General features: G+C 66.1%; 10 protein-coding genes. 6 read left to right on the forward strand and 4 right to left on the reverse strand.

The window, feature by feature from the left end; translation table 11 throughout:
• Positions 1–79: 79 nt before the first annotated feature.
• From ASE39_RS10545 to ASE39_RS10555, 3 genes are all read right to left on the reverse strand, one after another.
• Positions 80–2098, reverse strand: a complete 2019-nt coding sequence (locus tag ASE39_RS10545; protein WP_057271103.1) for a ribonucleoside triphosphate reductase — start codon at positions 2096–2098, stop codon at positions 80–82.
• A gap of 298 nt (positions 2099–2396) precedes the next feature.
• Positions 2397–2825 carry a hemerythrin domain-containing protein gene (locus ASE39_RS10550; RefSeq protein WP_057271104.1) on the reverse strand — a complete coding sequence of 143 codons (429 nt, stop codon included), beginning with the start codon at positions 2823–2825 and terminating at the stop codon, positions 2397–2399.
• A gap of 71 nt (positions 2826–2896) precedes the next feature.
• Positions 2897–5182 (reverse strand): nitric-oxide reductase large subunit, encoded by a 2286-nt coding sequence (locus tag ASE39_RS10555; protein ID WP_057271105.1) that lies wholly within the window; start codon positions 5180–5182, stop codon positions 2897–2899.
• A 238-nt stretch (positions 5183–5420) separates the two neighbouring features.
• On the opposite strand from ASE39_RS10555, the gene norR reads away from it, so the two are divergent.
• The 5 genes from norR to ASE39_RS10575 all read left to right on the forward strand — a co-directional run bounded on the left by norR (position 5421) and on the right by ASE39_RS10575 (position 11489).
• Positions 5421–6986: a nitric oxide reductase transcriptional regulator NorR gene (gene norR, locus ASE39_RS10560; RefSeq protein WP_057228034.1), complete on the forward strand. Its 1566-nt coding sequence runs from the start codon at positions 5421–5423 to the stop codon at positions 6984–6986.
• 114 nt (positions 6987–7100) lie between these two features.
• Positions 7101–8300, forward strand: a complete 1200-nt coding sequence (locus ASE39_RS10565) for a threonine ammonia-lyase (protein WP_057271106.1) — start codon at positions 7101–7103, stop codon at positions 8298–8300.
• 76 nt (positions 8301–8376) lie between these two features.
• Complete coding sequence (locus ASE39_RS26885; protein WP_010465307.1) at positions 8377–8523, forward strand: hypothetical protein; 147 nt, start codon at positions 8377–8379, stop codon at positions 8521–8523.
• A gap of 82 nt (positions 8524–8605) precedes the next feature.
• Positions 8606–9316, forward strand: a complete 711-nt coding sequence (gene queC, locus ASE39_RS10570; protein WP_057228030.1) for a 7-cyano-7-deazaguanine synthase QueC — start codon at positions 8606–8608, stop codon at positions 9314–9316.
• 301 nt (positions 9317–9617) lie between these two features.
• Positions 9618–11489 (forward strand): phosphoenolpyruvate carboxykinase (GTP), encoded by a 1872-nt coding sequence (locus ASE39_RS10575; RefSeq protein ID WP_057271107.1) that lies wholly within the window; start codon positions 9618–9620, stop codon positions 11487–11489.
• 265 nt (positions 11490–11754) lie between these two features.
• Here ASE39_RS10575 and ASE39_RS10580 read toward each other — a convergent pair whose 3' ends face one another.
• Complete coding sequence (locus tag ASE39_RS10580) at positions 11755–12195, reverse strand: hypothetical protein (RefSeq protein ID WP_057271108.1); 441 nt, start codon at positions 12193–12195, stop codon at positions 11755–11757.
• A 126-nt stretch (positions 12196–12321) separates the two neighbouring features.
• Between ASE39_RS10580 and ASE39_RS10585 the strand changes: the two genes are divergently transcribed.
• Positions 12322–13281 (forward strand): LysR family transcriptional regulator, encoded by a 960-nt coding sequence (locus tag ASE39_RS10585; protein ID WP_057228024.1) that lies wholly within the window; start codon positions 12322–12324, stop codon positions 13279–13281.
• Positions 13282–13290 lie beyond the last annotated feature (9 nt).

Raw genomic sequence — 13290 nt, forward strand, 5'->3', positions numbered from 1 at the left:
GTAGGTATCGCGAGGATTTGCAACGCAGCCCTGGCCGAAAAGACGCGGTTTTAAGTGCCGGATAGCGTGCAACACCACACTAAGCAACCAGACGCCGCCGCTTGGCGTCCAGCCGCTCTTCGTCGCAGCGCGGGCAGAACGGGTGCTCGCCCGCCAGGTAGCCGTGGGTGGGGCAGATCGAGAACGTGGGCGTGACGGTGATGTAGGGCAGGCGAAACCGTGTGAGCGCGCGCCGCACCAGATCGCGGCAGGCCGCGCCGCTGGACAAGCGCTCGCCCATGTACAGATGCAGCACGGTGCCGCCGGTGTATTTGGATTGCAGCGTCTCCTGGCGCATCAGGGCCTCGAACGGGTCGTCGGTGAAGCCCACGGGCAGCTGCGAGGAGTTGGTGTAGTAGGGCTGCTGCTCCGTGCCGGCCTGCAGGATGCCGGGCCAGCGCTTTTTGTCTTCCTTCGCGAAGCGGTAGGTCGTGCCTTCGGCGGGTGTGGCCTCCAGGTTGTAGAGGTGGCCGGTTTCCTCCTGGAAGGCGGTCATGCGCTCGCGCACGTGGTCGAGCAGGCGCACGGCAAACGCGTGGCCCCACTCGCTGGTGATGTCGTGCTGGTCCGCCGTGAAGTTGCGGATCATCTCGTTGATGCCGTTCACGCCCAGCGTGGAAAAGTGGTTGCGCAGCGTGCCCAGATACCGCTTGGTGTAGGGGAACAAGCCCTGGTCCATCAGGCGCTGGATGAGCTTGCGCTTGGTCTCCAGGCTTTGTTGGCCCAGTTCCAGCAGGCGGTCGAGTGCGGCGAGCAAACCCGCTTCGTCGCCCGCGTGCTGGTAGCCCAGCCGTGCGCAGTTGATGGTGACCACGCCCAGGCTGCCCGTCTGCTCGGCGCTGCCGAACAGGCCGTTGCCGCGCTTCAAGAGCTCGCGCAAATCGAGCTGCAGGCGGCAGCACATGGAGCGCACCATGTTGGGCTCCAGCTCGGAGTTGATGAAGTTCTGGAAGTACGGCAGACCGTACTTGGCTGTCATGTCGAACAGCAGCTGCGCGTTCTCGCTCTCCCAGGGGAAGTCCTTGGTGATGTTGTAGGTGGGGATGGGGAAGGTGAACACGCGGCCCTTGGCGTCGCCCGTGGTCATGACGTCGATGTAGGCGCGGTTGATGAGGTCCATCTCGGCCTGCAGGTCGCCATACGCGAAGGGCATCTCCTGGCCCGCGATCACGGGCACCTGCTCGCACAGGTCTTCGGGGCAGGTCCAGTCGAAGGTGAGGTTGGTGAACGGCGTCTGCGTGCCCCAGCGCGAGGGCACGTTGAGGTTGTAGACCAGCTCCTGGATGCACTGGCGCACGGCGGCGTAGTCCATGGCATCGATGCGCACAAACGGCGCCATGTAGGTGTCGAACGACGAGAACGCCTGCGCGCCCGCCCACTCGTTTTGCAGCGTGCCCAGGAAGTTCACGATCTGTCCCACGGCGGAACTCATGTGTTTGGGCGGCCCCGCCTCCACCTTGCCCGGCACGCCGTTGAGCCCCTCGTGCAGCAGTGTGCGCAGCGACCAGCCTGCGCAGTAGCCGCTGAGCATGTCGAGGTCGTGGATGTGGATATCGCCATTGCGGTGCGCCTCGCCGATCTCGGGCGTGTAGACGTGCGACAGCCAGTAGTTGGCCGTGACCTTCCCTGCCACGTTCAGGATCAGCCCGCCCAGCGAATAGCCCTGGTTGGCGTTGGCGTTCACGCGCCAGTCGGCACGCGTGAGGTATTCATTGATGGAGCTTTCCACATCGACCAGCGTCTGCCTATCGGCGCGCAGCGTGGCGTGCTGCTCGCGGTAGACGATGTAGGCGCGCGCCGTGGCCAGGTGGTTGGCGGCGATCAGCGTCTGCTCGGCCACGTCCTGGATTTGCTCCACCGTGGGGGCTTCGCCCTGGAAGCGGTGGATCAGCACCTTGGTGACCTGCGCGGTGAGCAGCGCCGCTTCTTCGGCGCCATATTCGCCCGAGGCCTGGCCCGCACTGGCCAGCGCTGCGCGGATGCGTTCGGCGTCAAAAGGAACACGCTGGCCACTGCGCAACACAACATCGCGGGGCAAGGTGACAAGGGTGGGCGCCATGGGTTCGACCAATCTATGGAACGGATTAAAAACACTACCTATGGTGTCCACGATACCCATCGAACACTATAGGTAGTTTGATCCAACACAATCGAGGCGGTAAGCAGGGGTAAAAAAAATGCCGGCACAAAGGCCGGCGAAAGGGAGGTGCCGTCAGGCCCTACCGATGGATGGGGGTACGTGTGATGGCACGCTGGCGCACCAGGGGTGCGTAAGAAAAGGGTGGGTTGTTTTTCTTTGGGGGGTTGTGGGCCGTGGGGGCCACACCGCTGCGGCCGGGCTGCGCTCTCGTTGGCGCTCAATGGCAGGCGGCGGTTTCTTCCTCCTCGATGCGGGGATAGAAGTCGTGGTCTTCGCGCTGCATGCGCTCGAACACCCGGCGCAGCACCACATTGGCCTCGTCCCGAAAGCCCTGCGCATCGCGGCGCACGTTCTCGGCCGTGTTCCAGCGGCGCGCAAAGGCGTCGTAGGCGCTGGCAATCGAGGCCATCTCGCTCTGGTACTGGCGGCCCAGGCGCGCCAGTTCGGGGTTGGCGCCACGCTGCAGTGCGGGGTAGAGCACCTGGTCTTCCACGGCCAGGTGCAGCTTGATGGTGCCGCTCATGGCCACGATGCCCTGCGCGATGGCGCGGGCATTGCCTTCCACGCCCGCCTGGGCCAGGGCGCGCAAGGTGGCGATGCTGCGCAGGATGTCGGTGTGCTGGTGCTTGAATTTGTCGAGGTTCATGCTCACTCCTTGTGGGATGAATGAAGGGCCTGCGCTGCCGCCGAGGTGGTGACGGCAGCGCGCGGCGCGGATCAGCGGCGGGACTCCGCCAGGTAAACCCCTGCGGTGGCTGCCGGGGCGCGCGAACCGAACACACCGCTCACCACCTGCCAGGCCATGGCCAGCGCGCCAACGATGAAGACCACGTCGCCGAAGGTGCGCACCCAGCGCAGCGTCTGGATGAAGGGCTGTTGCATGAACTCCTCGCCCCGGGCGTACCACAGGCCTTCGCTCACGCTGGCATGGAACTGGAACAGGGCAATGGGGAACAGGCTGGTGGCGATCATCAGCACCAGGCCGGCGTTGAGCCACCAGAAGCCCGTCTTCATGAGCCGCTCGCTGAACACCAGCTGCGGCCGGATGTAGCGCAGCACCAGCAGCGTGAAGCCGAGCGCCAGGAAGCCATACACCCCGAACAGCGCGGCGTGGGCATGCACCGGCGTGGTGTTCAGGCCCTGCACGTAGTACAGCGAGATGGGCGGGTTGATCATGAAGCCGAAGACACCCGCGCCCAGCATGTTCCAGAAGGCCACGGCCACGAAGCACATCAGCGGCCAGCGCAGGCGGGCCATCCAGGGCGTGCGGTGCTGCAGGCGCCAGTGTTCCCAGGCCTCGTGGCCCAGCACGACCAGCGGCACCACTTCGAGCGCGCTGAAGGCTGCGCCCACCGCCATCACCGGGGTGGTGGTGCCTGCAAAGTACAGGTGGTGGAAGGTGCCGGGCACGCCGCCCAGCATGAACAGCGAGGCCGAGGCCAGGCTGGCCGTGGTGGCCATGCGCACCGACACCAGCCCCAGCGTCGAGAAGATGAAGGCCAGCGCCGTGGTGGCGAAGACTTCGAAGAAGCCCTCCACCCACAGGTGCACCACCCACCAGCGCCAGTACTCCATCACCGACAGGTGGGTGCGTTCGCCGTAGAAGAAACCCGCACCGTAGAAGAGGCCGATGGCCACCACCGACGCCGTCAGCAGCGCCAGCAGGTTCTTGTCGCCGCCGGGAGTGCGCAGCGCCGGCACGATGCCGCGCAGCATGAGCACCAGCCAGAAGGCGATGCCGGTGAACTTGCCGATCTGCCACAGGCGGCCCAGGTCCACGTATTCATAGCCCTGGTGGCCCAGCCAGAAGTTCCACTCGGGCGGCATGATCTGCGCGATGGCCAGGTAGTTGCCGGTGAACGAGCCCACGACCACCACCACCAGCGCCCAGAACAGGATGTCCACGCCCAGCTTCTGGTAGGCCGGGTCCTTGCCGCCGTTGATGAGCGGCGCGAGGAACAGGCCGGCAGCCAGGAAGCCCGTGGCGATCCAGAACAGCGCGCTCTGGATGTGCCAGGTGCGCACCAGCGAATACGGGAACCACTGCGACACGTTGATGCCGTAGAACTGCTGGCCTTCCACCGTGTAGTGGGCCGTGAAGCCGCCCAGCAGCACCTGGAAGCTGAACAGCGCCACGATGAGGAACAAATACTTGCCCAGGGCGCGCTGCGAGGGCGTGAGCGGCACGCGCGAGAGTGGGTCGTGCTGGGGTGGCGTGGGTTCCACCTCGTCGTGCTTGCGCAGGAAGGACCAGCCCCACACGAGGAAGCCCACGCCCGCCATCATCACGACCACGCTCATCACCGACCAGACCATGTTCTCGGCCGTGGGCTTGTTGCCTATGAGTGGCTCGTGCGGCCAGTTGTTGGTGTAGGTGGCCGTGGTGCCGGGGCGCTCGGTGGCGGCGGCCCAGGCCGTCCAGAAGAAGAAACCTGTCATCTGCGCGCGCCGCTCGGCGCTGGGCAGGGTGTTCTCCTTCATGGCGAAGTGCTCGCGGGTCTTGTGCAGCGCGGGCACGTCGCTGAAAAGCTGGTCGTAGTACAGCGCGGTCATCGCGATCGCGTCGGCCCGCACCGAGGACACCGTGGCCACACCCGTCTCGGGGTGGTAGGTGTTGGTGCGGTACTCGGTCTTCATGCGGTCGCGCAGCACGGCCTGGGCTGGGGCGTCGAGCTCGGCAAAGGGCTTGCCGTGCGCACGCTCGGCGGCGACGTCAAGCCAGTTGAGCAGCTCGCGGTGCAGCCAGTCGGCTGTCCAGTCGGGCGCCTGGTAGGCGCCGTGGCCCCAGATGGAGCCCAGCTGCATGCCCCCCACCGACTGCCAGGCGGTCTGGCCGTCGAGGATGCTGTCGTGGGTGAAAAGCACTTCACCCCCTGCCGTGGCGATCTTCGCGGGGATGGGCGGCGCGGTGCGGTAGACCTCGGCACCGTAGTAGCCCAGCAGGCTGAAGGTGACGATGAGCACGCCGATCAGCGTGAACCAGAGCTTGCGGTAGTTACCCATGGCGGGCCTCCTGCTTCAACAGAACAACAACGAAGGGGCGGCGCCAGCGTGCGCTGGCGGCATGGGGTCGGGGTCTTGTGGTCATGGCTTTTCGGAACGAGTGAATCGGTGTCACTGCCCACATTGCAAGCGCTGGGCCAGAGCTTCTGGCCCATCAAATCAACCACTTACACCAATCGTGGTCTTTTTTACCATCCACATATAGGGTCTAATTCACCCATTAAAGGTAAATATCACCATGGACCACCGCCCCCTGCTGGCCGACCTGGCCACCGATCTGCCCCAGGCCGTGCGCCTGCAGCGGCTGGTGGACCACCTGCGCACGCGCTTTCATTCCGGCGCCGTGGCGCTGCTGCAGCTGGAGGAAGACCACCTGCGCCCCGTGGCCGTGGAAGGCCTGGTGCGGGAGGCGCTGGGCCGGCGCTTTGTGGTCAGCCAGCACCCCCGGCTCGCGGCCATCCTGGCGCGGCGTGAGGTGACCTGCTTTGACCACGACAGCACCCTGCCCGACCCCTACGACGGCCTGCTCGACACCCTGGTGGGCGAGCCCCTGCCCGTGCACGACTGCATGGGCGTGAGCCTGTGGGTGGACGGCCAGCCCTGGGGTGTGCTGACGCTCGACGCACTGCAGACCGGCACCTTTGGCGAGGCCGCACGTGCTGCGCTGGCCGACTGCAAGGTGCTGGTGGAGGCGGCCGTGCGCATCTCGCGGCTGGAGCGCGAGGTGCAGGCGCTGCGCAGCGCCCCCCACACCCGCAGCGCCGACGACGAGCGCACCACCCGCGCGGGCGATGGCGACATGGAGATCGTCGGCCAGAGCGAGCCCCTGCTGCGCCTGCTACACGAGCTGGAGGTGGTGGCGGGCTCGGACCTGCCCGTGTTGCTGCTGGGTGAGACCGGCGTGGGCAAGGAGCTGTTCGCGCGCCTGCTGCACCGCCAGTCCACGCGCCGCACCAAGCCCCTGGTGCACGTGAACTGCGCGGCGCTGCCCGAGTCACTGGCCGAGAGCGAGCTCTTCGGCCACGTGCGCGGCGCGTTCTCCGGCGCGGTGGCCGACCGGCCGGGGCGCTTCGAGGCGGCCGAGGGCGGCACGCTGTTCCTCGACGAGGTGGGCGAGCTGCCGCTGGCCGTGCAGGCCAAGCTGCTGCGCACGCTGCAGAACGGCGAGATCCAGCGCCTGGGCGCCGACCGCCCGCGCCGCGTGGACGTGCGCGTGATCGCCGCCACCAACCGCAACCTGCGCGAGCAGGTGCGCGATGGCGCGTTCCGCGCCGACCTGTACCACCGGCTGTCGGTGTACCCCGTGCCCATCCCGCCGCTGCGCGAACGGGGCAACGATGTGCTGCTGCTGGCAGGCCGCTTTCTGGAACTGAACCGTGCCCGCCTGGGCCTGCGCAGCCTGCGCTTGTCGGCCAGCGCACAGGACGCACTGCGCCGCTACCCCTGGCCGGGCAACATTCGCGAGCTGGAGCATGTGGTCAGCCGCGCCGCCCTCAAGGCCCTGAGCCGGGGCGTGAACCGCGCCGACATCGTGACGCTGGAGCCTGCACTGCTCGACCTGGACGCCGACGCTGCCAGCGTGGCCCACGCCCCCCTGGACGCCGGCGCCCCCGCCGTGGCCACCACGCCGCCCACCCCCACCACCGCCGAGGGCCCGCTGCGCGACGCCGTGGATGCCTGCCAGCGGCTCGCCGTCACGCAGGCCCTGGCCCGCCACCAGGGCAACTGGGCCCAGGCCGCGCGTGCGCTGGAGGTGGACGCGAGCAACCTGCACAAGCTGGCGCGCAGGCTGGGGATCAAGTAAGCAGCTTCAAAAACAATAGCTGCTAGCGCTTTCCAGATAAGCGCCAGAGGCTGATTTGATGCCAAATCACACATCAACGGGCCACTGCGAACGCCGCTGCGCCACAATCGGCCCATGCTGACCCTCCAAGACATCCGCGACGCCGCCACCCGCCTACAAGGCCATGTGCTGGACACTCCGTGCGTTGAATCCAAAACGCTTTCGCAAATCGTGGGCGCGCAGGTGTTTCTCAAGTTCGAGAACCTGCAGTTCACCGCGTCGTTCAAGGAACGTGGTGCCTGCAACCGGCTCACGCTGCTGACCGACGCAGAGCGCGCACGCGGCGTGGTGGCCATGAGCGCCGGCAACCACGCGCAGGGCGTGGCGTACCACGCGCAGCGACTGGGCCTGCGCGCCGTGATCGTGATGCCGCGGTTCACGCCCGGCGTGAAGGTGGAACGCACGCGCGGCTTTGGCGCCGAGGTCGTGCTGCATGGCGACACGCTGGAAGAAGCCCGCGCCCATGCCTACGCGCTGGCCGATGCGCAGGGGCTGACCTTTGTGCACCCCTACGACGACGAGGGCGTGGCCGCCGGCCAGGGCACGCTGGGCCTGGAGATGCTGCAGGCCGTGCCTGACCTGGACACGCTGGTGATCGCCGTGGGCGGCGGCGGCCTGATCTCGGGCGTGGCCACGGCCGCCAAGGCCCTCAAGCCCAGTATCGAGATCGTGGGCGTGCAGACCACGCGGTTCCCCGCCATGGTGAATGCCGTCAAAGGAACGAGCCACCCGCAGGGCACATCCACCATCGCGGAGGGCATTGCCGTGGGCACGCCGGGCAAGATCACGCAGGAGATCGTCAAGCGCCTGGTGGACGACCTGGTGCTGGTGGATGAAGGCGACATTGAGCAAGCGGTGCTGATGCTGCTGGAGATTGAAAAAACCCTGGTCGAAGGCGCAGGCGCCGCCGGGCTGGCCGCCCTGGTGCGTTACCCCGAACGCTTCAAGGGCAAGCGCGTGGGCCTGGTGCTGTGCGGCGGCAACATCGACCCGCTGCTGCTGGCCGCCATCATCGAGCGCGGCATGGTGCGCTCAGGCCGGCTGGCACGCATCACCGTGAGCGCGCGCGACGTACCGGGCGTGCTGGCGCGCATCACCGCCACCGTGGCCGATGCGGGCGCCAACATCGAGGAGGTGCACCACCAGCGCGCTTTCACGATGCTGGCCGCGCAGAACGTGGAGATCGAACTGGTGCTGCAAACCCGGGGCAAGGCGCATGTGGATGAAGTGCTGGGCCAGCTGCGCTCGGCGGGCATGGAGGCCGTTCTGATCTGACCTATCACCAGGTTTTGCGCCCGACTCAGGCTGGCGCGGCTAGAATTGCGCAAGTTTTAAGCATCTGGAGCCCACCATGTCCGACCACAACACCTCGCACACCCCTGCAACGCCATCGAACGACGCCGTGGAAAATGTCGTTCATCTGGTACCCGTGGTGCTGCCCGTGGTGGGTGGCATCATGATGTTCCTGCTGGCCTTCATTGCCGTGACGATGGCCTGATCACACCGGCCCGCGCCACCACCAGCCCCGCAGCGCGGGGCTTTTTTTCGTCCCGCACCACCGTTTGACCTGGAGAATTCCCATGAGACCCGGACACGCACTCGTTCTTTTTTCCGGTGGCCAGGATTCCACGACCTGCCTGGCCTGGGCGCTGGAAAACTTTGCCCACGTGGAAACCATCGGTTTTGACTACGGCCAGCGCCACCATGTGGAGCTGGAGGCGCGCCAGACGGTGCTGTCGGCGCTGCGCACGCAGTTCCCGCACTGGGCAGCAAAGCTGGGCGAGGACCACATGATCGATCTGGCCGTGCTGGGCCACATCAGCGACACGGCGTTGACCAGCGATACCGAAATTCAGATGACCGCCGCCGGCCTGCCCAACACCTTTGTGCCCGGGCGCAACCTGCTGTTCTTCCAGTTGGCGGCTGCCGTGGGCTACCGGCGTGGCCTGCACACGCTGGTGGGCGGCATGTGCGAAACCGATTTTTCGGGCTATCCCGACTGCCGCGACGACACGCTCAAGGCCTTGCAGGTGGCCGTGTCGCTGGGCATGGGGCAGCGTTTCACGTTCGACACACCGCTCATGTGGCTGGACAAGGCCGAAACCTGGGAACTGGCCCGGTCACTCGGTGGGCCAGCGCTGGTCGATCTGATCGTGAACGACTCCCACACCTGTTACCACGGCGTGCGCGACACCCCACACGCCTGGGGTTATGGCTGCGGCACCTGCCCGGCCTGCGAGCTGCGCAAGGCAGGCTACGAACGCTGGAAGGGCGCTTCGGCCGCCACTTGACGCCGTTGCACGGGGCAAAGCACCATCATGCATAACCCCATGTTTTTTTTGCATAATTTTAGCCTGTGTCTGACAGACAAGCGGGCGGCAGATTCATAAAATTGACATCCCAGCCGACCCGCGGAATCCGTGGAACTAGCCTCCACCCGTGGGGTTGATTCACGCTCCCGCCCGCCGACTGAGCACGAAAGCCGTTTTTTCAAAGGCAGCGCTCAGCATCCGCACTTGCGCCAGGCCTTGCCGCGATCCATGGGGTCCGCTTCCTTTGAAAAAACGTTTTTTCAACTTAGGAAGCTCCCCGATGAACGCACCCACCATGCAGGGCCTGAATCTCAACGCCCCGTCGTACGTCAAAAATGCCCGGCTGCTTGCCTGGGTGGCCGACATGGCCGCCCTGTGCAAACCTGACACCATCTATTGGTGCGATGGCACGAAGGAAGAGTACGACCGTCTGTGCCAGCAGCTGGTGGACGCCGGCACTTTCAAGAAACTGAACCCCGCCAAGCGCCCCGGCAGCTTCCTGGCCTGGTCCGACCCATCGGACGTGGCCCGTGTGGAAGACCGCACCTACATCTGCTCGGCCACCAAGGAAGACGCCGGCCCCACCAACAACTGGATGGCGCCCGCACAGATGCGGGCCACGCTGCAGCCCCTGTTCGACGGCTGCATGAAGGGCCGCACGATGTATGTGGTGCCCTTCAGCATGGGCCCGCTGGGCAGCCACATCGCCCACATCGGCGTGGAGCTGACCGACAGCGCCTACGTGGCCGTGAACCAGCGCCTGATGACCCGCATGGGCAAGGCCGTGTACGACGTGCTGGGCGTGGAAGGCGAATTCGTGCCCTGCATGCACACCGTGGGCGCCCCCCTGGCAGACGGCGAGAAGGACACCACGAGCTGGCCCTGCAACCCCAAGGTCAAGTACATCGTGCACTACCCCGAAACGCGCGAGATCTGGTCCTACGGCTCGGGCTACGGCGGCAACGCGCTGCTGGGCAAGAAGTGCCTGGCCCTGCGCATCGCCTCCACCATGGGCCGCGACCAGGGCTGGCTGGCAGAACACATGCTCATCCTGGGCGTGACCAACCCCCAAGGCAAGAAGTACCACGTGGCAGCGGCCTTCCCCAGCGCCTGCGGCAAGACCAACTTCTCCATGCTGGTGCCGCCCAAGGCTGGTTTTGCGGGCTGGAAGGTCACCACCATCGGTGACGATATCGCCTGGATCAAGCCCAACGCCGATGGCAAGATGGTCGCCATCAACCCCGAAGCTGGCTACTTCGGCGTGGCCCCCGGCACCAACATGCACACCAACCCCAACTGCATGCTCTCGCTGGGCAAGGACGTGATCTTCACCAACGTGGCCCTGACGGATGACGGCGACGTGTGGTGGGAAGGCATGGAAAAGGACACCGGCAAGCTGCCGGACCACCTGATCGACTGGCAGGGCAAGGACTGGACGCCCCAGATCGCCAAGGAAACCGGCGCCAAGGCAGCCCACCCCAACTCGCGCTTCACGGTGGCCGCCGCCAACAACCCGGCACTCGATGCCCAGTGGGACGACGCCAATGGCGTGGCCATCGATGCGTTCATCTTCGGCGGCCGCCGCTCCACCACCGTGCCGCTGGTGACGGAAGCCCGCACCTGGACGGAAGGCGTGTACATGGCTGCGACCATGGGCTCGGAGACCACCGCCGCCGCCTTCGGTGCCCAGGGCGTGGTGCGCCGCGACCCGTTCGCCATGCTGCCGTTCTGCGGCTACAACATGAGCGACTACTTCCAGCACTGGCTCAACATGGAAGGCAAGATCGCCGCCACCGGCAAGCCGCTGCCCAAGGTGTTTTGCGTGAACTGGTTCCGCAAGGACGAGGCCGGCAAGTTCGTCTGGCCTGGCTACGGCGACAACATGCGCGTGCTCAAGTGGATGATCGACCGCATCGAAGGCCAGGCCCAGGGCACGGAGACGATGTTCGGCGTGGCACCCCAGTACGCCGAGATCAACTGGGCAGGCCTGGATTTCAGCGCCCAGAAGTTCGACGCCGTCACCAGCATCGACAAGGCGGCCTGGACGGAGGAGTTCAAGCTGCACGATGCCCACTTCGAACAGCTGGCCTACCACCTGCCGCTGGCTTTGCTCGACACCAAGGCTGCGCTGGAAAAGCGCCTGGCAAGCTGACCCCCGGTTCTTCTCAGTCCTGACAACCGCCCCTTCTGAAAGAGGGGCGGTTTTTTTTTGCGCTGATGGATACGAATACTGGATCAGGGTGGTCCGCCCCGCGTGGCCATGAAGAACAGCCCTTACGCCCCTGCGCCGCGTGGCACATGCCCCGGGGGCCTCGTTTTCCGTCCCGTGACGGCCTGGCAATGAAAAAAGCCGTGGCGAACACTCGCCACGGCTTCAAGAATCAGGGTCACTGCACGGCAGGCCGTGCGTCGCCATCTCAGTAGTACTTGCGGATGTCTTGCACGGTGGCAATGCCCATGGCGTGGTTCAGTTCGGCCATGATGCGGGGGTCCTTCACGGCCACTTGCCAGGTGCGTTCGTCTTCCGCAGCGCGGCGGCGGCTTTCAGCCCAGGTGTGGGCACCCACACGCAGTGCGGCACCGGCGCGGCGGGCAGGGGCGGTCAGCAGAGCCAGGGCCGCAAAGGCTACCAGCCACAGCACCATCCAGGCCGCCAGCAGATGGCCTTCGCTCCAGGTGTCGATGACCTGGTTGGCCACCACCAGCAATGCCGAAACGACGGCCGCCAGCAGAAGGGTGGCGGCGCCACGGGCACCGTCAAAATTGGCGGCTACGCGCTTGAGGGCGGCTGCGGCGTTTTCGGCGCGGACAACGCCGGGGTGTTCGGTGGGGTACTCAACGTGTGCAAAGCTGGTCATTTCGGTTTCCCTTTTCTAACGCTTGTGGCGAGATTGCCGGGCGATGGGGTGATATTAGGGTTTACCCTTTGCATATTCAAGTTTATATTTTGAATCATTGATATTCATATTGGTGATGAATTGACCATGACACCCTTGAACTTCCGCTCTTTGGACTTGAACCTGCTGCGTGTTTTCGACGAGGTCATGGCCGAGCGCAGCCTCACACGCGCAGCGCACAAGCTGTCCATCACCCAGCCCGCCGTGAGCAACGCGATGCGGCGCCTGCGCGATGTGCTGGGAGATGAGCTGGTGGTGCGCAGCGGCCAGGGCGTGGAGCCCACTCCGCGCGCGCTGGCCCTGTGGCCCCCTGTGCGCGAGGCGCTGGCCCACCTGCAGGAATCCCTGGCGCCCGGACACTTTGAACCTGCTACGGCCGAATCCACCTTTGTGCTGGCCATGGCCGATGCCACGGCAGCCACCCTGGTTCCGGCCCTGGTCGAAATCATTGAGCGCGAGGCGCCCGGCGTGTCTATCCGCGTATTGCCCCTGACCACGCGCGACCCCCGCCGCCTGCTGGACGAGGAGGCGGCGGACATGGCGGTAGGCTATTTCCCCGCCGTGCTGGCCGACCTGACCGCCCGCGCGCAATCGGGGGGGGCCGTGGCTTTTGAGAGCCGCCGCCTTTACGACGGCGAGTACGTGTGCGTGATGCGGCAAGGCCACCCTCTGGCCGATGCGCCCCTGACCCTGGACACCTATTGCGCCGCGCGCCACATGCTCGTGAGCTTCTCGGGGCGCCCCTTTGGTTTCATCGACGAGGCCCTGGCATCCCTGGGCCGCGAGCGCAAGGTGGTGATCACGGTCAACCAGTTCTTCACCGCCGGGCGCGTGGTGTCGGGCTCGGACCTGTTGACGGTGCTGCCCCGCCACTTTGTGCCCGTCACCGGGATTGCCGATGCCCTGGTGCAGCGGGCCCTGCCGCTGGACGTGCCGGCGGTCCACGTGGACGCACTCTGGCGCCGCCGTGGCCCGCAGCAGGCCGCGATGACCTGGCTGCTGCAAGCCCTGGCGCGCTCGGCGCGCCGGACTTTCCCCGAACAGTGAGGCGAAGGG

The organism is Acidovorax sp. Root267 (assembly GCF_001429215.1).
Classification (GTDB): Bacteria; Pseudomonadota; Gammaproteobacteria; order Burkholderiales; family Burkholderiaceae_C; genus Acidovorax; species Acidovorax radicis.

What these genes read in the sequence shown, in the direction of transcription:
- ASE39_RS10585 (WP_057228024.1), top strand. Translation starts at nt 12,322, where the DNA reads ATGACACCCTTGAACTTCCGCTCTTTGGACTTGAACCTGCTGCGTGTT.
- norR (WP_057228034.1), top strand. Translation starts at nt 5,421, where the DNA reads ATGGACCACCGCCCCCTGCTGGCCGACCTGGCCACCGATCTGCCCCAG.
- ASE39_RS10545 (WP_057271103.1), bottom strand. Translation starts at nt 2,098, where the DNA reads ATGGCGCCCACCCTTGTCACCTTGCCCCGCGATGTTGTGTTGCGCAGT.
- ASE39_RS10550 (WP_057271104.1), bottom strand. Translation starts at nt 2,825, where the DNA reads ATGAACCTCGACAAATTCAAGCACCAGCACACCGACATCCTGCGCAGC.
- ASE39_RS10565 (WP_057271106.1), top strand. Translation starts at nt 7,101, where the DNA reads ATGCTGACCCTCCAAGACATCCGCGACGCCGCCACCCGCCTACAAGGC.
- ASE39_RS10575 (WP_057271107.1), top strand. Translation starts at nt 9,618, where the DNA reads ATGAACGCACCCACCATGCAGGGCCTGAATCTCAACGCCCCGTCGTAC.
- ASE39_RS10580 (WP_057271108.1), bottom strand. Translation starts at nt 12,195, where the DNA reads ATGACCAGCTTTGCACACGTTGAGTACCCCACCGAACACCCCGGCGTT.
- queC (WP_057228030.1), top strand. Translation starts at nt 8,606, where the DNA reads ATGAGACCCGGACACGCACTCGTTCTTTTTTCCGGTGGCCAGGATTCC.
- ASE39_RS10555 (WP_057271105.1), bottom strand. Translation starts at nt 5,182, where the DNA reads ATGGGTAACTACCGCAAGCTCTGGTTCACGCTGATCGGCGTGCTCATC.
- ASE39_RS26885 (WP_010465307.1), top strand. Translation starts at nt 8,377, where the DNA reads ATGTCCGACCACAACACCTCGCACACCCCTGCAACGCCATCGAACGAC.